Genomic DNA, 18,190 nt, shown 5'->3' on the forward strand with positions numbered 1-18,190 from the left:
GATCAGGCCTTCGCGGCGTTGAGCGCAGCCTTGATCATCGGCAGCTGGAGCGGCAGCCGACCGTAGGCGACCGCCTTGAGCGTGGGACTGCCCAGGCGACGCGCGTCGTCGGCCATCTTGAGGTTGCCGGGGAAGACCCCGACGAGAAGGGCGACGCTGGCCAGGCCGGCGACCCGACGGGTCGGCGGCAGCAGCATGCCGAGGGCACAGGCGATCTCGGCGACACCCGAGCCGAGGATGATCTCGCGGTGCGCGGGCAGGAAGTCCGGCATCAGCGGCTCGTAGACGTTGGGCTTGACCAGGTGCAGCGTGCCGGAGGCGAGGAACGCACCGGTGAGGATCTTGCTGCCGAGCGGAAGAGGAGCCATGGCGACACGCTACTGCCGGACGGGCACCGCGGGAACGGTTCAGAACATGATGGTCGAGAAGCGGGCGGTCTCGACGAAGCCCGCGCGCGCGTAGGCCGCCCGGGCCGGCAGGTTCCACTCATTGACGTAGAGCGAGACCGTCGGCGCGATCTCGGCAAGCGCGATCTCGGCGACGCGCGCCATCCCGGCGGCGGCGAGGCCATGACCCCGCGCATGGGGCGCCACCCAGACGCCCTGCACCTGCGCGGCGTACGGCGTGACGCTGGCGACCTCGGCCTTGAAGAGGACGCGGCCGGACTCGTCGAACCGCGCGAAGGACCAGCCGCGGTTGACCAGCTGGCGCACCCGGGCCCGGTAGAGCGGCCCTCCCCCGCCGGTCTCGGGCGAGACGCCGACCTCCTCGGTGTACATCGCGACGCAGGCCGGGTAGAGCGCGGCGAGGTCCGCCTCCGTCGTACGCCGGACGAGGGGGTCGCCGGGAACCGCCGGCGCACCCGTCAGCTCGAGGTGGGGCTGGCGCCAGCGCTCCGCACGCGGCGCGTCGTAGTCGTCCTGGAGCAGCGCCCAGAGCCGCTCCACCGCGGTGTGCGGCCCGACGAGCGTCGCCCACGTCGCCGGGGAGCCGCGCAGGTGGCGCGCGAACTCCTGCAGGTCGACGGGCCCGGCCTGCACCGGCACCAGGTTGGCGCCGATGTGGAGCGCCGCGACGAGCTCGCCGCCGACGAACCGGCCGATCACCTCACCGCCGAGCCAGGTCGGGTCGAGGCGCGTCATCCGGGCGCGGTAGTCGACGAAGACGTTGACCACGGGGTCCTTCGCGGCAAGCTCCAGGAAGGCCGGGACGTCGGCCGACCCGAGGGTGCGCACCTGCGCGGTCGTGGACAACACGCTGCGACTGTAACCGGCGTACGGCGGCACCGGAATCCCGGCGCGACGGCGGGCTAGACGGCGTCGATGATGCGGGCGCGCCGCTCGTCGTGCTCGGCCTGCGTGATCAGCCCCTGCTGCAGCAGCTCTGACAGCTCGCGCAGCCGGGCAGCGGTGGAGGCCGGGGCCGCGGGCAGGCCGCCCTCCGGCGCCGGAGCGGGCCGCTGCCGGAGGTTCGACGCGAGGTACGTCGCCGACAGGCCGTCCTCGTCCATGAGGGCCATGGCGGTGGCGTCGCCGACGTTCAGGCCGGAGTCGCGCGCCATCCGGCGTGCGGTCGAGACGCGCCAGATCGTGCCGCCGATGCCGAGCGCCAGCACGAGCAGGAAGAAGAACACGAAGAAGCCGGGCACGCCAGAGAAGGCGACGCCGGCACCGGGTTCGCCCATCATGCCGGTGTGCTGGGTGCAGGTGACCGAGCCGTCGCCGTCCTCGGTCCAGGCGGCGCAGTCGTCGGGAACGCCGTCGAAGTCACCGCCGTCGCCGTCGCCTCCGACCGCGAACGGGAGGCTCACGAGACGGAGACCTCGGCAGCGGCACCCTCGACCGGCTCCATCTCCTCGGCGAGGCGCATGGCCTCCTCGATGAGCGTCTCGACGATCTTGGACTCCGGCACGGTCTTGATGACCTCGCCGCGGACGAAGATCTGGCCCTTGCCGTTGCCCGACGCGACGCCGAGGTCGGCCTCGCGGGCCTCGCCGGGGCCGTTGACGACGCAGCCCATGACCGCGACGCGGAGCGGGACCTCGAGGCCCTCGAGGCCCGCGGTCACCTCCTCGGCGAGCTTGTAGACGTCGACCTGGGCCCGGCCACAGCTCGGGCAGGAGACGATCTCGAGCTTGCGGGGGCGCAGGTTGAGCGACTGCAGGATCGAGATGCCGACCTTGACCTCTTCCACCGGCGGCGCGGAGAGGCTGACGCGGATCGTGTCGCCGATGCCCTTGGAGAGCAGCGCGCCGAAGGCGGTCGCGGACTTGATCGTGCCCTGGAACGCCGGACCGGCCTCGGTCACGCCGAGGTGCAGCGGCCAGTCGCCCTTCTGGGCGAGCAGCTCGTACGCGCGGACCATCACGACCGGGTCGTTGTGCTTGACCGAGATCTTGAAGTCGCGGAAGCCGTGCTCCTCGAAGAGGCTCGCCTCCCAGATCGCGCTCTCGACGAGTGCCTCGGGCGTGGCCTTGCCGTACTTCTCCAGCAGGCGCTTGTCGAGCGAGCCGGCGTTGACACCGATGCGGATGCTCGTGCCGCGGTCGGCCGCAGCACGCGCGATCTGCTTGACCTGGTCGTCGAAGGCGCGGATGTTGCCCGGGTTGACGCGGACGGCGGCACAGCCGGCGTCGATCGCGGCGTAGACGTACTTCGGCTGGAAGTGGATGTCGGCGATGACCGGGATGTTGGCCTTCTGCGCGATCGCCGGGAGGGCGTCGGCGTCGTCCTGGCTCGGGCAGGCCACGCGCACGATGTCGCAGCCGGCGGCAGTGAGCTCGGCGATCTGCTGCAGCGTCGAGTTGATGTCGGAGGTCAGCGTCGTGGTCATCGACTGCACGCTGACCGGCGAGTCGGAGCCGACCCCGACCTTGCCGACCTTGATCTGGCGGGTCTGCCGGCGCGGGGCCAGCACGGGAGCGGGGGCTTCGGGCATGCCGAGGCTGATCGACGTCATGCTTCGAGTCTAGGGCCGGTCACCCGTAGAGCTTCACGGGGATGATCAGGTCGGCGAGGATCAGCACCACGCCCATGAGCACGAACGCCATCGTCATCACATAGGCGATCGGCAGCAGGCGGGCGACGTCGACGTGGCCGGGGTCGGGGCGGCGGAAGACCCGCGCCCAGCCGCGGCGCAGGCCCTCCCAGAGGGCGCCGGCGATGTGCCCGCCGTCGAGCGGCAGCAGCGGCACGAAGTTGAACATGCCGACGAAGAGGTTGAAGCTCGCGATCAGGCCGAGCAGGGTGACGGCCTTGTCCTTGAGCGGGAAGTCGTGCTGCGACGCGATCTCGCCTGCGAAGCGGCCACCGCCGACGATGCTGACCGGGCCGTTGGGGTCGCGCTTCTCCAGGCCGACGAGCGCCTTGCTGACGTGCCAGACCTTGACCGGGAGCGAGCCGATCGCGGCGACGGTGTCGTGCACCATGCCGCCCATCTGGCCGAGTGTGTAGAGCGGCCCGCCCGTGTGCGCCCGGGTGACCGGCGTGACGCCGAGGAAGCCGACCTTCTCCAGCTTGGTCGGGTCGACCGGGTCGACCGGGCGCGGGGTGACCTCGGTGGTGACGTGGAGCGTGCGCTCCGCACCGTCACGCTCCACGACGACGGTCGCAGCCGCGGCGCCGTTGGCGCGGATCAGGTGCTGCAGGCGGAGCCAGGACGTGACCCGCTCGCCGTTCCACGACACGAACCGGTCGCCCGGCTCGATGCCCGCCGCGAACGCCGGCGAGGGGTGCTCGCGGAGCTCGGCGGCCGTGCACGCGCGCTGGTCCTGCGAGGCCGGCACGACACAGGGCGACACCGTCTCGACGACCGGGCGGCTCTCGAGGTCGTTGTTGTTGCCGACCGTCGCGAACATGCCCCAGAAGAGGAAGAACGCGATGGCGAGGTTGACGGTCGGGCCGCCCGCCATGACGACGACCTTCTTCCACCAGGCCAGCTTGTAGAAGAGGCGCGGCTCGTCCTCGGGCTGCACGAGCTCCCACTCGGCCGCGCGCGCGTCGGAGATCAGCTGGGTGAAGAGGCCGGTGTTGGACTTGCGCACCCGCAGGACCTGGTTGCCGGCGGCATCGGTCTCGACCTCGTCGGCCAGCTCGGCCGCACCGGGCGGCAGCATGCCGATGATCTTGACGTAGCCGCCGAGCGGGATCGCCTTGACGCCGTACTCCGTCTCGCCGACCTTCCTGCTCCACACGGTCGGCCCGAAGCCGATGAAGTACTGCGTCACCTTGCCGCCGAACCTGCGCGCAGGGACCATGTGGCCCACCTCGTGCAGCCCGATGGAGGCGAGCATGGCGACCACGAAGGCGAGGACGCCGAGCGTGTAGTAGAGCAGGGCCATCAGGCTCCTCGGGTCCCTTCGGGTCGGGCGCCGCCCTCGACGAGCGCGCGCGCTGCGGTGCGGGCCCACGCGTCGGCGGCGAGGACGTCGTCGACCGTGAGGGCGCCCTTCGAGAGTACGTCGTGGGCGTGCAGCACGCGGGCGACAACGGGGACGATCTCGACGAACGGGAGTCGGCCAGCCAGGAACGCGTCGACCGCGACCTCGTTGGCCGCGTTGTAGACGGCCGGCGCCGTGCTCCCCCGCTCACCGGCCACCCGGGCGAGGCTGACCGCCGGGAAGGCGTCGTCGTCGAGGGGGAAGAACTGCCAGGTCTCCGGCTTGGTCCAGTCGCAGGCGGGCGCCGCCTCGGGGACCCGGTCGGGCCACTCCAGGCCCAGCGCGATCGGGATCATCATCGTCGGCGGGCTCGCCTGCAGGATCGTCGAGCCGTCGACGAACTCGACCATGGAGTGCACCACGCTCGTGGGGTGGACGACCACGTCGATGCGGTCGAAGGGCAGCCCGAACAGCAGGTGCGCCTCGATCACCTCGAGGCCCTTGTTGACCAGCGTCGCGGAGTTGACCGTGATCACCGGGCCCATCGCCCAGGTCGGGTGCTTCAGCGCCTGCTCACGCGTCACGCCGGCCAGCTGCTCGCGCGACCAGCCGCGGAACGGGCCGCCGGACGCGGTCAGCACCAGTCGGCGTACCTCCTGGGCGGTGCCGGCCCGGAGGCACTGGGCGACCGCGGAGTGCTCGGAGTCGACCGGGACGATCTGGCCGGGCTTCGCGCGCTCGAGGACCAGCGGGCCGCCGATGATCAGCGACTCCTTGTTGGCGAGCGCCAGGGTGTTGCCGGCCTCGAGTGCGGCGAGCGTCGGGCGCAGGCCCACGGCGCCGGTGATGCCGTTGAGCACGACGTCGCAGGCCAGGCCGGCAGCCTCGGTCGAGGCCTCCTCCCCCAGCCCGCTGTACGCCGGGCGGAACTCCGCCACCTGCCGCTCGAAGAGCTCCGGGTTGGAGCCACCGGCGGTCAGGCCGACGACCCGGAAGCGGTCGGGGTTGGCGCACACGAGGTCGAGCGCCTGCGTGCCGATGGATCCGGTCGAGCCGAGGACGACGATGTCGCGGCGGGCCCGCTGTGCGCCGGTCACAGGGAGACCGTCTCGCCGGCGCCGAGCGCAGACACGAGCCGGCCGGCATCGGACGGGTGCGCGAGCACGTCGCGCGTGAGCACCGTCTCGCCGTCGACCTGGAGGGCAGGGGCGTCTCCGGCCACGTCGACGACCGGGGCCGGGTCCGTGCGGCCAGCGCTGAGCGCGAACTCCCACTCCAGCTGCCACACCGGGTCCTGCGGCTCGACGCCGAGGAGCAGCGCCGGCACCCCGGCCAGGGGCTCGAGCGAGCCGTCGGTGAGCACCATCGACGCGCCGTCGGTCACGTCGGCCACCACCGCGCCCAGGCGTAGCGTCGCGAGGACGGCGAAGGCGTTGGTGAGGCGGTCGCAGAGGCCGATCGCGACGCTCTGCCCGGGCCCGAGGTCGAAGCTCCGCATCACGCCGGCGAGGGCGCCGACCTGCTCCAGCACCGACGCCACGTCGTACGACCTGGCGGGGGTGAGCAGTGCCGTCGCCGCTGCCTCGCCGTGGATGATCCGGCGGTCGAGCGCGTGGTAGCAGAGGTTGGTCGTGCCGGGTCGGTCGGCGCCCGGAGCGCGGAACCAGGTGAGATCGCGGTTGGCCACGGGAGGAGCCTAGGGGGAACCACGGACAGGCGGCGGGGTAGGTTCTACCGCTGCGGTTCCGTCCTTGGTTGCGTGGCGCAAGTGCTGGAGGAACATCTTGGAGCTGTACGACGCGATCAACCGTCGCCGCGACACCCGTGCCGAGTTCAACGGCGCGCCGATCGAGGACGAGGTGCTCACGCGCGTCCTCTCGGCCGCCCACGCCGCGCCCAGTGTCGGCATGTCGCAGCCGTGGGACTACGTGCTGGTCCGCTCCGACGAGACGCGCCGGGCCTTCCGGGACCACGTCGCCGCGGAGCGCGACGTCTTCGCGGCCTCGCTCGAGGGCGAGCGCGCCGACACGTTCAGCAAGATCAAGGTCGAGGGCATCCTCGAGTCGACCCTCGGCGTCGTGGTCGGCTACGACCCGACCCGCGGCGGCAGCAACGTGCTCGGCCGCCACGCGATCGCCGACGCCGGCCTCTACTCCGCGGTCTGCTCGATCCAGAACTTCTGGCTCGCCGCCACCCAGGAGGGTCTCGGCGTCGGCTGGGTCTCCTTCTACCGCGAGGAGTTCCTGCGCGACCTCGTCGGCATGCCGTCGCACGTGCGTCCGATCGCCTGGCTCTGCGTCGGCCCGGTCTCCGAGCTGCCGGACGTGCCCGACCTCGAGCGCTTCGGCTGGCGGCACCGCTCGCCGCTCGACACGGTGCTCCACGAGGAGCGCTACACCGCGCGCTAGCGGTCGCTAGGTTGGCGCCATGAAGCGCAGGCGCGGGCAGGTCGTCGAGGTCCACGACCTCGACGACTTCGACGAACGCGTGCGGGCCGGAGTCGGCTCCCTCGCCGGCTGGGTCGTCACCGGACTCGACCTGCGCGACCGGGGCGACGTCCTCGCCCACCGCCGGGTCGCGGGGGCGATGTTCCTCGGCTGCCGGTTCGCCAACGGTGACGAGCTCTCCTTGACCGAGCGCGGTGCGCTGGTCTTCCCCGCGATGCCGACGGTCCCCGTCGACACCTGGCCGTCCCGTCTCTACTCCCCCGCCGACCTCTACGACACCCCGTCGTACGCCGCGTCGCTGGATGCCCGCGCCTACGCCTGGTCCCGCGAGCCCGGGCGCGAGCCGGCGCTGGCGCGGGCCCTGCACGACCACGGCATCGACACGGCCCTGGCCGCCTGGACGAAGGGGCGCTCGCTCGTCGGTGTCATGGGTGGCCACGCCGCCGACCGCGGGTCGGCCGACTACGCCGACGCCGCGCGCCTCGGCCACGGCATCGCTGCCTCGCGCACGGTCGCCACCGGCGGCGGCCCGGGGGCGATGGAGGCCGCCAACCTCGGGGCGTGGATGTCCCGCCGCGCCTCGTACGACCTCGATGGTGCGCTCGACGAGCTCGGTCGCGTGCCGTCGTTCCGCCCCGACATCGGCGCGTGGGTCGACGCGGCGTTCGAGGTCCGCGACCGGTGGCCCGACGGCGGCGAGTCGCTCGGCATCCCGACCTGGCACTACGGCCACGAGCCACCCAACGCGTTCGCGACGTCGATCGCGAAGTACTTCGGCAACCCCGTGCGCGAAGCGATCCTGCTCCAGGTCTGCAACGCGGGCATCGTCTTCCTGCCCGGCGCCGGCGGCACCGTGCAGGAGATCTTCCAGGACGCGTGCGAGAACTACTACGCCGATGAGTCCTCCGTCGCCCCGATGGTCCTCGTCGGCCGCGCCTACTGGACCTCGACGTTCCCCGCCTGGCCACTGTTGCAGGCGCTGGCCCGCGGCCGCGCCATGGAGCCCCACGTGCACCTGGTCGACACCGTCGACGAGGCGGTCACGCTGCTCGGCTGATCACCACTGGATCTGCTGCTTCGGCTCGTTCTTGGGCTCGAGCTGGACGTCCTTGATCCTCTCCGCCTCGCGATTCTTCTTCTCGACCTCGTTCAGCTTCTGGTCCTCGGACGTGTCGCTGGAGCTCGACGAGGCCTTGGCGATCTCGTCCTGGAGGTCCTTCTCGAGGTTGTCGTTGCAGCCCGTGCCGAGGATCGCCGTACGCGCGTCGCGCAGCGCGACCTGCTGCCGGTCGCGGTCGCCCTTGGCGGCTGCCTGGTCCGCCATCGCCTTGTGCGTGAGGGCCAGGTCGACACGTACGTCGCAGAGCCGGTCGTCGGGGGCGTCGTGGAGCGCCGTGGTGAAAAGCCGGACGGCGGCCTTGTAGTCCTTCGCGCCGTACGCCGCGGTGCCGGCGTCGAACGGGGAGATCCAGGGCGAGACGACGCCGAGGTCGTGCGCGCCCGCGAAGGTCGAGCGGGCCGCCGCGTAGCGACCGGCCTCGTAGTCCTGGCGGGCCGAGGCGTTGCCGTGGACGAGGAGCCAGAGGTGGCCGGCGACGAGGAGGGCGACCAGCGAGGGCAGTGCGCCGAGGACGAGGAGCCGGCGCTGCTCGGTGGAGAGGGTCATCGCGCCACCTCCTTCGCCTCGCGCCAGGCGAGCACGTCGAGGCGGAGCTCGACGAGGGCCAGCCCGGCGAGCAACAAGGCGAGCACCCAGTAGAGCTCGACGTCCTCGTTGCCGTCGCGTGAGGAGCTCGAGCCGTGCTGCGCGAGCGCGGCCGCCCACGGCGTGAGCGATCCGGTGCCGTTGCGGTAGGCGTAGTCGACGCCGAGCTGCTTCGCGATCTTCCTCAGGTTGCCCTCGTCCACGTGGCTGAGCGCGATGCTGCCGGTGGACTGGTCGCGCACGAAGGTCCACGGGGGCTCGCCGCCGGTCGGCATCCGGCCGCCCGCGCTCGTGCCGTAGCCGAGCACCGCACCGTCGTCGATGTACTTCGCGAGGGGAGCGAAGGAGCGCTGGTGCGCGCCCTTCCTGGTGTTCTCGCCGTCGCTGAGGAAGACCACGACGAAGCGCCGGTCGGGGTGCTGCTTCTTCGCATCGGCGAGGACCGTGCGCGTCAGGTCGAGAGGACGGTCCATCACGGTGCCGGTACCCGCCATCATCGGCTCGCGGGTGACCCGCTGGACCGCTCGCTGAACGGCGGCCCGGCTGTCGGTGAAGGCCAGATCGACCTTCGCGTCGTGGCCGAAGCCGATCAGGCCGATGTGGGCGTCGGGCAGCGCCCTGGTGATGTCGGTGAGGTCCTGGCGCACGCCCTCGAGCCGCGAGCGGACGCCCGCGTAGTCGAGCGCGGACATGCTCAGCGTCTCGTCGACGACGAACAGCACCTCGAGCTTGTCGCCGACGGGCTTCTGCTCGTGGCCGGCTCCCCCGACGCCCGGACGGAACGCGATGAGGACGGCGAGGACGGCCATCGCGATGCGGATGTTCCAGTTGGGCTTCATCGGAACAGCCCCCGCAGACCGGCCAGGAGCAGGCCGCCCAGGCCGAGCAGGACCAGGAGCGTCGGGATGAACGGCCCGTCGCGCCGCAGTGCCACCGGCGGCGGGTCGAGGCGGAGCGCCTCCTTCGACCAGATGGCGTCCATCGGCCTGGAGCTGGTGACGAGGTCCCCGCCGGTCAGCCGTGCGGCGGTCCGCAGGTCGCCGAGGCCCGCGCTGGAGGCGCCGGCGGGCACGGCGTACACCCGGACGCCGCGGTCGTGGGCGACCCCGGCGGCCTCGGCCATGCTGACCACCGACCCGGTCGACGAGCCCGAGCCGACGAGGATCACGGCGCGGCCGCGCTTTGCCTTCGGGGCGTCGAACGCCTTGGCACAGGTGACCAGGGCGTCGCCGGTCGCGGCGCCCTCGGCGTCTCGGGCGCCCTTCGCCCCGAGGGAGGTCAGCGTCTTGCGGACCTGTACGACGGCGGCATCGGTCAGCGCGAAGTCGTCGGTCAGCGCCAGCAGCTCGCCGGTGCTCGCGGTGAAGCCCTGCAGGCCGACGCGGATCGGCTCGGCTCGGAGCACCGGCAACAGCGCTCGGAGCTGCCCGAGCACCGCGATCGTGCCCGCACGCGCGGCGGGGCTCAGGTCGGCGCAGACCACGAGGTCGCCGGGGCGGGCCGGGTCGTCGACGACCTCGGTGTGCATCGGGCGTGCCGCCAGCCAGACCGCGCCCACGAGGACGAGGCCGACGGAGACCAGCTGCACCTGGGTGAGCAGCAGCTGCTGCCGGGCCAGCTCACGGAAGCGCGGCAGCGCGCGCAGCCGCTCGGCGTGCGCGACCGGCAGGCCGACCGGGACCTCGGGGTCGGGCAGGAAGCGCACGAGCAGCGCGTAGCCGATGGGCAGCAGCACGAGCAGCGCCAGCAGCAGGAGGGGCCACTTCAGGTCCATGTGCGCACCAGCTCCCGGGCGGCCTGCAGGCTGCGCGCGAAGTCGTCCAGCGACGCCTCGCCAGGCGCGAACTCCGGCGGGTACATCGCGGCGATCGCGTCGGCGACCCGCGGGTGCGGCGAGGCGCGGAGCTCCTCGAGCGTCATGGTCCGCGCCGGGACGTCGCTCACCTCACCGACGAACCCGCGCACGGTCGCACTCAGCCGCTGGAAGCCCTCCCGCAGCGGCAGCTGGCCGGCACGGACGTACTGGTCGATGCGGTCGAGCTCCTGCAGCCGGCGCCCCCGCACGCTGTCGGCGGGGTTGCGCGAGGAGACGAACTCCTCCTCCGGCTCCACCTCGCCGCGAGCCCCGAGGAGCACCCATGCGTACCAGCCCACGACCGCGAGCAGGAGCAGGTACGGCAGCCACGTCCACGGCCCGGAGTACGCCGCGGGGCCGACGAAGTCAGCGGCGGCGCGCATGGCGGTGGTGCTCCAGGAGGTCGAAGACGGCCTTGATCGCGCCGGCCTCGTCGGCGACGTGGGTGTGCACGATGCCCAGGCCGTCGAGCTGGCGCTTCAGCGAGACGGCGTCGGCGGCCAGCATCTCGGCGTACTGGCGGCGGAGCTCCTCGTCGTCGGCGACCCACTGCGGCAGGGGGCGGCCGGTCTCGACGTCGGTGAGGGTGTCGAGGGCGAGCTCCTCGGAGGTGGGGTCGATGCCGCCGACGGTCACGAAGAGCACCTCGTGCTGCACCGCGAGGCGCTTGACCGCGGCGAGGGCCGGGGCGTCGAGCTCCCACGCGTCGCACACCAGCGCGAGCACGGTCCGGCGGCGGACGGTCCGGACGACGTACTCGACGAGGGCGGCGAGGTCGGAGGCGCCGGAGGCCGTGGTGGTCGCGTCGTGGATCGCCTGGAGGCCGCGCTCGAGGGGCAGCTCGCCACGCTGCGGGCGCAGCAGGTGCTGGTCCTCGGCGTCTCCCCAGGCGACGCCGACGAGGTCGCCGTGGCGCACCGCGAGCCAGCCGAGGACGCCGGCGACGAGGACCGCGAGATCGCGCTTGGGGACGTCGCGCGCCTGCAGGCCGGCCATGCTGCGCCCGGTGGAGACGACGAGCTGGATGGTGTGCTGCCGCAGCGCCGCGTAGCGCTTGACCAGGAGCGCGCGCGAGCGCGCCGAGGCCTTCCAGTCGATGTCCTTCACGTCGTCGCCGCGGACGTACTCACGCAGGTCGTTGAAGTCCATGCTCCGCCCCGCGTGCAGCGCGGCGTACTCGCCCTCGAGGAGGCCACGCACCTTGCGGTGCGCGTGGATGGAGAGGCGGGACTGGACCCGCGTGAGGTGGACGGCCATCGGTCAGCGCCCGCTCAGGGAGACGGGACGGTCTTGACCACGGCGTCGATGATGTCCTCCACGCGGACCCGCTCGGCGAGCGCCTCGAACGAGAGGTGCACGCGGTGGCGCAGGACGCCGTGGCGCAGCGTGCGGACGTCCTCGGGCAGCACGTGGTTGCGGCCGCTCATCAGCGCCAGCGCCCGCGAGGCCTGGAAGAACGCGACGCTGGCCCGCGGCGAGGCGCCCATGTCCACGTACCCGCGTACGTCGGCCGGCAGGGCGTCGCCGCGGGTCGCGGCGACCAGCGACGCGACGTAACGCTTGACGGCGGGGTCGACGTAGACCCGGCGGGTCAGCGCGTGGAGCCAGGCGATGTGGTCGTGGCCGACGACGGCGGTGGCGTGGGTGTCACGGCCGAGGGTGCCGTTCTCGATGCGCTCGAGGACCTGGACCTCCTCGTCGATGGTCGGGTAGTCGAGCACCTCCTTGAGCAGGAAGCGGTCCATCTGCGCGCGCGGGAGGACGTAGGTGCCCTCCTCCTCGATGGGGTTCTGCGTGGCGAGCACCATGAACGGCTGCGGCAGCCGGTGGATCACACCGGCGATGGAGGTCTGCGCCTCCTGCATCGCCTCGAGCATGGCCGACTGGGTCTTCGCCGAGGCGCGGTTGATCTCGTCGAGCAGCACGAAGTTGGCGTGCACCGGCCCGAGCTGGGTCTCGAAGGTGTGGTTGCGCGGGTCGTAGACCTGGGTGCCGATGATGTCGCTCGGCAGCAGGTCGGGCGTGCACTGGATGCGCGAGAACTCCGCCTGCACGCTCGCGGCGAGGGTGCTCGCGGCGAGCGTCTTGGCCAGGCCCGGCACCGACTCGACGAGGATGTGGCCCTCGGCGAGCAGCGCGACGAGCAGGGCGGTGCGGAGCCGCTCCTGGCCGACCACGCGGCCGGAGAACGCGTGCTGCACGGCACCGAGGATCTCGCCGGCCTGGGCCAGCTCCTCCGGGGTGATCACGGCTGCGGTGTTGGCTGCGGGGGCACCGGCATGGCTGGACACGAGCGCCACCCTAGGGCACGTCCGCCTGTCTGGTCAGGGCTTCCGGGCTGGCACGTCGTCAGGAGGCGCGGCGCATCGGCGTACGGCTGTGGGCGGCGATGACCTCGCGGTAGTGCTGCACGAGGGTCTCGTTGACCGCGTGCCAGCTGCGCCCCTCGACGCTGCGTCGCGCGTGCCTGCCCATCTGCGCACGCAGGGCGGGGTCCTGCACCAGCAGCCCGACGTACGCCGTGAGCGCGGCGCCGTCACCGGGCGGGAAGAGGAAGCCGGCGCGGCGGTCGACCACGTCGAGGGGACCGCCCTGCGCGGGGGCCACGACGGGAAGGCCCGACGCCATCGCCTCCTGCAGGGACTGGCCGAAGGTCTCGTGGCGGCCGGTGTGGACGAACACGTCCAGGCTTGCGTAGGCGGCGCTGAGCTCCTCGCCGTGGAGCATGCCCAGGAAGGTCGCGTCTGGCAGCGCCTTGCGGAGGTCTGACTCCGACGGACCGCCGCCGACCACGACCACGCGGACCCCGTCGAGCGCGTCGAGGTGCCGGAGCAGCTCGATCTCCTTCTCGGGAGCGAGCCGGCCGACGTAGCCGACCAGCAGCTCGCCGCCGGATGCGAGCCGCCGGCGCAGCTCCTCGTCACGGTGGCGGGGGTGGAACTGGACGAGGTCGACGCCACGGCCCCAGGTGCCGAGGCCCGGCACACCGAGCCCCTCGAGCTGGCGCAGGCTGGCCGTCGACGGGGCGAGCGTGCGGTCGACGCCGAGGTGGATCCGGCGGGTGAGCGCCTCCATGGCCTTCGCTCCCCCGGGGATGTCGTAGCGCGCGGCGAAGCCGACCATGTCGGTCTGGTAGATCGCGACGGTCGGGATGCCGAGCTCGGCGGCGGCCCTCGCCGCCTGGTAGCCGAGCGTCGCCGGCGAGGCGATGTGCACGACGTCCGGCTGGAACGCGACCATCGCGCGCCGCAGCCGGCGGCGCGTCTCGAGGCCGATCCGGAACTCCTTGTAGAACGGCAGGCTGGCACCGCGGCAGGTGGTGACCGGGAAGCCCGCGTAGGACTCCGGACCCGTCGGCGCGATCAGCTCCGCCGTGTGGCCCTGGGCCGCGAGGTGGTCGAGCACGCGGCGTACGGAGTTGGTGACGCCGTTGACCTGCGGGAGGAAGGACTCCGCCACCACCAGCACGCGGAGCCCGTCGATGCGGACGGGGCGGATGTCGCGGATCTGTGCTCGGCTCTTCGGGGCACGTGTGCGCATGGCTCCATGCTGGGCAGCCGTTCTTGCCGTACGCCGTGGGCGGCGTGGACGCCCGGTGAATGTCGCGTGACCTCACAGGCGCGTCGTTCGCGGGTCAGGCGTGCTCGAGCTCGCGCTTCAGGTTGCGGAGGGTGCGGGCGATGTTGCGACGCTGGAACGCCGCGAAGCTGGGGTGGCCGGTCGCGAGCGGGTCGAAGACCCGGACGCTCGCGTCGGGCCAGCGGGTTCGGCCGTCGCGCCAGGTCTCGGTGACGAGCGTGCCGCCGTCGCGCGCCTCGAAGGTGTACGCCCACGACGCCACGGACACGGGCAGGAGCAGCGGCGCGACGCCGTAGCGGTCCACGTCGAAGGCGAACCTTCGCCCACGCTCGGCGGCCGTCACCGTGCAACCGGTCTGCCACCGCGCCGGTCCACGCCGGTTGCGGCCGACGAACCGCATCCCGACGTACGCCGCGTCGCGCGGGCGGGCGACGGTGGCACCGGTGTTCTCCGGGCTCCAGCGGCCCATCTGGGTCACGTCGCTGATCGCGTCGTAGGCGACCTCGGGGTCCACGTCGATCCAGAGCGAGCCGGAGACGACGGTTTCGCGAGCCACCATCACTCCGCAGCGGCGAGCTGGCCGCACGCGGCGTCGATGTCGCTGCCACGGGTGTCGCGGAGCGTCGTGGCGATGCCGGAGGCGTTGAGGCGGCGGACGAACTCGTCCATGTCCTCCTCGCGCGAGCGGGTGAACTGCGAGCCCGGGATGTCGTTGAGCGGGATCGGGTTGACGTGCACCCAGCCCGTGCCACGGCCGTTGGCGGAGAGCACCTCGGCGAGCAGGTCGGCACGCCAGGCCTGGTCGTTGATGTCCTTCATCATGGCGTACTCGATCGAGACCCGGCGGCCGGTCTTCTCGAAGTACTCGTACGCCGCGGCGACGGTCTCCTCCACCGAGAACCGGGTGTTGATCGGGACCAGCTCGTTGCGCAGCTCGTCGTCGGGGGCGTGGAGGCTGAGCGCCAGCGTCACCGGGATGCCCTCGTCGGCGAGCTGCTTGATCCGCGGCACGAGGCCGACGGTGGAGACCGTCACGTGGCGCGCGGAGAGCCCGAGGCCGGCGGGCGCGGGATCCGTGAGGCGGCGTACGGCGGCGACGGTGGCCTTGTAGTTGGCCAGCGGCTCGCCCATGCCCATGAAGACCACGTTCGAGAGGCGGCCGGGGCCACCGGCGACGTCGCCGTTGGCCATCGCGCGGGCGCCGACGACGACCTGGTGGACGATCTCGGCGGTCGACATGTTGCGCTGGAGGCCGCCCTGACCGGTGGCGCAGAACGGGCAGGCCATGCCGCAGCCGGCCTGGCTGGAGATGCAGATCGTGGCGCGGTCCTTGTAGCGCATGAGGACCGACTCGACGAGCGAGCCGTCGAAGAGCTTCCAGAGCGTCTTCACGGTCTTGCCGCGGTCGGCCTGCTGCTCGCGGATCGGGTTCATCAGGTCGGGCAGGAGCGCGTTGACCAGGTCGGCCCGCTGGCCGGCGGGCAGGTCGGTCATCTCCTCCGGGTCGTGCACGAGCCGGCCGAAGTAGTGCGTCGAGAGCTGCTTGGCCCGGAAGCCGGGCAGGCCCATCTCGGTGAGCAGGTCCTTGCGGCCCGCCTCGTCGAGGTCGGCCAGGTGGCGCGGCGGCTTGGCGCGCCCGCGCGGCGCCTCGAAGACGAGGGGAAGGGTCTTGATCTGCTCACTCATGACGGGGACCAGTCTCCCACTCCCCCACGACGTACGCCGAAACGCGACCGGTCGCCATCACCTCGGGGGTGATGGAGGGCGCGGGCTCGTCCCCTGTGCGAGCCCGAGCCGAGGCGATGGCGATCCGGCGCTGCACCGATCCTCGGGGCCAGCCGCGGGGCCCCACCTCCGTGCACCTACTCAGATGCGCGGAAGACCAGGCCGCGGTCGCCGTGGGTGACCGTCAGGGTCTCCCCCGAGATCTCGTACGTCGTGCGGCCGGTGAGGACGGAGGTCACCGCCCCGTCGAGCTCCTGACGGGCCGGGTCGACGCACGCCATCAGCGTCCGTGCGTGCGGCATCCAGCGGATCGCCCCGTCACCGACCTCGAGGTCGGCTCCGAAGCCGTTGCAGAGGCCGCTCACCTGTGCCACGTCGGTGCTCTCGAGGGTGAGCACGACTGCCGGGCCCGCGGGCACGGAGCGCGCCGTCTCGCCGTCGGTCAGCCCGTCGAGCACCCAGCGTGTGCGCCGCAGGTCCTGGTCCGGGTGGACGCGGGTGCGGGGGCTGAGCGTCAGGACGACGTCACCGACAGCGATCGTGTGTGCCTGCCAGTCGATGGTCGCGGGCTCGGCGAGGAGCCCTGCGAGCCAGCGGTCCTGCTCCATCCGCAGCCCGGGGCAGCCCATCTCGGTGGAGGCGATCGGGCCGATCCGCAGCGTCGATCCCTCGATCGTGTACGTCGCGCTCATCGTGTTGCACCCGGCGTGCAGGGTGAGCCGGCCGTCCACGAACGCCAGCGCGATCTCCGTGCCGTCGACGACCGCGCGCGGCTGGCCGTCGTCGGTCACCTTCGTGACCACGTAGTCACCGGCGAGGGTCGGGTGCAGGCCGGGGTCGTGGCTCCCTTCGGAGGAGCACGCTGCGGTCAGCGCGACGACGGCGACCAGGGCGAGCAGCACGAGGGTCTTCATGCCGATCGGACGACGGCCGGGCGCGGTTGGTTCCCGAGCGCCAGCAGCGCCGCCAGGGCGGAGGCGAGGAGCGGAGTCCCGTCGCCGAGTACGCAGGCTCCCGCCCCCGCCGTGGCGTCAGAAGACGAGGTAGTGGAGCAGCAGCCACACGGGGGCGACAGTGGCGAGGAGCGAGTCGAGCCGGTCCATCAGGCCGCCGTGGCCCGGGATGATCTGGCTCATGTCCTTGATGCCGAGGTCGCGCTTGATGACGGACTCGCAGAGGTCGCCCAGCGTCGCCATGACGACCGCGATGGCGCCGAGCAGCACGCCGACCCACCAGTCGCCGTCGAGCAGGTAGTAGACGATCGCCGCACCGGCAGCGACGCAGAAGAGCATCGAGCCGGCGAAGCCCTCCCACGACTTCTTCGGCGAGATGACCGGAGCCATCGGGTGCTTGCCGAAGAGGACGCCGGCGATGTAGCCCCCGATGTCGGAGGCGATCGTGACCAGCACGAAGGCGACCACACCGAGCACGCCGTAGTCGACCCGGTCGGTCCACTCCGCGGTGCCGTCCTCACGCAGGAGGAGCGCGACGAAGGAGCCGAGGAACGGCAGGTAGATCAGCGCGAAGACCGCCGCCGTGGCGTTCTGCACGTAGCCGTCGACGCCCCGGCGCAGCAGGTGGAGCATGATCGCCAGCGCGGTGACCGCCGTGGCGGTCACCAGGGCAGGCGCACCCCAGAAGTAGGCGACGAAGACCATGACGACGCCGCCGATCATCAGCGGCTGCTCGGGGAGGTCGATGCCCTTGGCCAGGAAGCCCTTGCGGAGCTCCCAGACCGCGACGACGACCGCCGCGGCCACGATGAACATGAACGCGGTCTTCCAGAACGCGAGCGACAGGAAGATCAGCGCCAGCAGAACGACGGCGGAGGTGATCGCGGCCTTCAGGTCGCGGCCGGCGCGGCCATGATCCTTCTGCGGAGCGGGAGTGGAGGTCGTCACAGGCGAACCCTCTCAGACTTCGAGGAGTTCCGCTTCCTTGGTCTTGAGCATGTCGTCGATCGCGTCGACGTGCTTCTTGGTGGTCGCGTCGAGCTTCTTCTCGGCACCGGCGACGTCGTCCTTGCTGACCTCGCCGTCCTTCTCGAGCTTCTCCGCGGCCTGCTTCGCCTTCTGGCGGACCTGGCGGACCGAGACGCGGCCCTGCTCGGCCTTCTCCTTCGCCTGCTTGACGAACTCCTTGCGGCGCTCCTCGGTCAGCTCGGGGAAGACGGCGCGCAGCACCTTGCCGTCGTTGGACGGGTTGACGCCGAGGTCGGAGTCGCGGATCGCCTTCTCGATCGCACCCATCGCGCCCTGGTCGAACGGCTGGATGAGGATCGTGCGGGCGTCCTGCGCGGTGAACGTGGCCAGCGCGGAGAGCGGCGTGGGGGTGCCGTAGTACTCCGCGGTCAGCTTGTTGAAGACGGTGGGGGTGATGCGGCCGGCGCGGATCGTGGCGAACTGCTCGCGGGTCGCCTCGACCGACTTGGCCATCTTCTGGTCGGCCTCGGCGAGGATGGTGTTGAGCGGCACGGTCTTCTCCTTGTGTGCGGGCGGTGC

The 18,190-nt window shown here is 72.1% G+C and carries 21 protein-coding genes; 2 read left to right on the forward strand and 19 right to left on the reverse strand.

Annotated features, from left to right (window positions below):
* Positions 1–2: 2 nt before the first annotated feature.
* The 7 genes from IEX47_RS06075 to IEX47_RS06105 are packed head-to-tail and all read right to left on the reverse strand — an operon-like array spanning position 3 to position 6,065.
* Entirely contained in the window at positions 3–368 is a 366-nt protein-coding gene (locus IEX47_RS06075; RefSeq protein ID WP_188783112.1) for a DoxX family protein, read from the reverse strand.
* Between the two features lie 39 nt (positions 369–407).
* A complete protein-coding gene (locus IEX47_RS06080) occupies positions 408–1,256 on the reverse strand; it encodes a GNAT family N-acetyltransferase (protein WP_188783113.1) in 849 nt (282 codons plus the stop codon).
* Positions 1,257–1,309: 53 nt separating this feature from the next.
* Complete coding sequence (locus IEX47_RS06085; RefSeq protein WP_188783114.1) at positions 1,310–1,810, reverse strand: SHOCT domain-containing protein; 501 nt, start codon at positions 1,808–1,810, stop codon at positions 1,310–1,312.
* Entirely contained in the window at positions 1,807–2,958 is a 1,152-nt protein-coding gene (gene ispG, locus IEX47_RS06090; RefSeq protein ID WP_188783115.1) for a flavodoxin-dependent (E)-4-hydroxy-3-methylbut-2-enyl-diphosphate synthase, read from the reverse strand. The genes IEX47_RS06085 and ispG overlap by 4 nt, the downstream gene beginning before the upstream one ends.
* A gap of 19 nt (positions 2,959–2,977) precedes the next feature.
* Positions 2,978–4,339 carry a M50 family metallopeptidase gene (locus IEX47_RS06095; RefSeq protein ID WP_188783116.1) on the reverse strand — a complete coding sequence of 454 codons (1,362 nt, stop codon included), beginning with the start codon at positions 4,337–4,339 and terminating at the stop codon, positions 2,978–2,980.
* Complete coding sequence (gene dxr / locus IEX47_RS06100) at positions 4,339–5,475, reverse strand: 1-deoxy-D-xylulose-5-phosphate reductoisomerase (protein ID WP_229662669.1); 1,137 nt, start codon at positions 5,473–5,475, stop codon at positions 4,339–4,341. Before dxr ends, IEX47_RS06095 begins: the two co-directional genes overlap by 1 nt.
* Positions 5,472–6,065, reverse strand: coding sequence for a hypothetical protein (locus IEX47_RS06105; protein WP_188783117.1), 594 nt, complete (start codon positions 6,063–6,065; stop codon positions 5,472–5,474). Before IEX47_RS06105 ends, dxr begins: the two co-directional genes overlap by 4 nt.
* Before the next feature lie 97 nt (positions 6,066–6,162).
* On the opposite strand from IEX47_RS06105, the gene bluB reads away from it, so the two are divergent.
* The gene (gene bluB, locus IEX47_RS06110; RefSeq protein WP_188783118.1) at positions 6,163–6,786 is read left to right on the forward strand and encodes a 5,6-dimethylbenzimidazole synthase; all 624 of its coding nucleotides are present in this window, start codon (positions 6,163–6,165) and stop codon (positions 6,784–6,786) included.
* Between the two features lie 19 nt (positions 6,787–6,805).
* Entirely contained in the window at positions 6,806–7,882 is a 1,077-nt protein-coding gene (locus IEX47_RS06115; RefSeq protein ID WP_188783119.1) for an LOG family protein, read from the forward strand.
* On the opposite strand, the gene IEX47_RS06120 is transcribed toward IEX47_RS06115, so the two are convergent.
* From IEX47_RS06120 to frr, 12 genes are all read right to left on the reverse strand, one after another.
* The gene (locus IEX47_RS06120; protein WP_188783120.1) at positions 7,883–8,491 is read right to left on the reverse strand and encodes a hypothetical protein; all 609 of its coding nucleotides are present in this window, start codon (positions 8,489–8,491) and stop codon (positions 7,883–7,885) included.
* Positions 8,488–9,369, reverse strand: a complete 882-nt coding sequence (locus IEX47_RS06125) for a vWA domain-containing protein (RefSeq protein WP_188783121.1) — start codon at positions 9,367–9,369, stop codon at positions 8,488–8,490. Before IEX47_RS06125 ends, IEX47_RS06120 begins: the two co-directional genes overlap by 4 nt.
* Positions 9,366–10,304: a vWA domain-containing protein gene (locus IEX47_RS06130; RefSeq protein ID WP_188783122.1), complete on the reverse strand. Its 939-nt coding sequence runs from the start codon at positions 10,302–10,304 to the stop codon at positions 9,366–9,368. Before IEX47_RS06130 ends, IEX47_RS06125 begins: the two co-directional genes overlap by 4 nt.
* Positions 10,295–10,768 (reverse strand): hypothetical protein, encoded by a 474-nt coding sequence (locus IEX47_RS06135; RefSeq protein WP_188783123.1) that lies wholly within the window; start codon positions 10,766–10,768, stop codon positions 10,295–10,297. Before IEX47_RS06135 ends, IEX47_RS06130 begins: the two co-directional genes overlap by 10 nt.
* Positions 10,752–11,642, reverse strand: a complete 891-nt coding sequence (locus IEX47_RS06140; protein ID WP_188783124.1) for a DUF58 domain-containing protein — start codon at positions 11,640–11,642, stop codon at positions 10,752–10,754. Before IEX47_RS06140 ends, IEX47_RS06135 begins: the two co-directional genes overlap by 17 nt.
* A 14-nt stretch (positions 11,643–11,656) precedes the next feature.
* Positions 11,657–12,676, reverse strand: a complete 1,020-nt coding sequence (locus IEX47_RS06145) for an AAA family ATPase (RefSeq protein WP_188783125.1) — start codon at positions 12,674–12,676, stop codon at positions 11,657–11,659.
* 58 nt (positions 12,677–12,734) lie between these two features.
* Entirely contained in the window at positions 12,735–13,925 is a 1,191-nt protein-coding gene (locus IEX47_RS06150; protein WP_229662670.1) for a glycosyltransferase family 4 protein, read from the reverse strand.
* Between the two features lie 94 nt (positions 13,926–14,019).
* On the reverse strand, positions 14,020–14,520 hold the full coding sequence (locus IEX47_RS06155; RefSeq protein ID WP_229662671.1) for an SRPBCC family protein: 501 nt from the start codon (positions 14,518–14,520) through the stop codon (positions 14,020–14,022).
* Between the two features lie 2 nt (positions 14,521–14,522).
* Positions 14,523–15,650 (reverse strand): dual-specificity RNA methyltransferase RlmN, encoded by a 1,128-nt coding sequence (gene rlmN / locus IEX47_RS06160; protein ID WP_188783127.1) that lies wholly within the window; start codon positions 15,648–15,650, stop codon positions 14,523–14,525.
* A gap of 176 nt (positions 15,651–15,826) precedes the next feature.
* A complete protein-coding gene (locus tag IEX47_RS06165) occupies positions 15,827–16,603 on the reverse strand; it encodes an META domain-containing protein (RefSeq protein WP_188783128.1) in 777 nt (258 codons plus the stop codon).
* A 117-nt stretch (positions 16,604–16,720) separates the two neighbouring features.
* On the reverse strand, positions 16,721–17,590 hold the full coding sequence (locus IEX47_RS06170; protein ID WP_188783129.1) for a phosphatidate cytidylyltransferase: 870 nt from the start codon (positions 17,588–17,590) through the stop codon (positions 16,721–16,723).
* Positions 17,591–17,602: 12 nt separating this feature from the next.
* Entirely contained in the window at positions 17,603–18,124 is a 522-nt protein-coding gene (gene frr / locus IEX47_RS06175; protein WP_229662703.1) for a ribosome recycling factor, read from the reverse strand.
* Between the last annotated feature and the right edge of the window lie 66 nt (positions 18,125–18,190).

This window comes from Nocardioides phosphati, from assembly GCF_014646375.1.
Taxonomy (GTDB): domain Bacteria; phylum Actinomycetota; class Actinomycetes; order Propionibacteriales; family Nocardioidaceae; genus Nocardioides; species Nocardioides phosphati.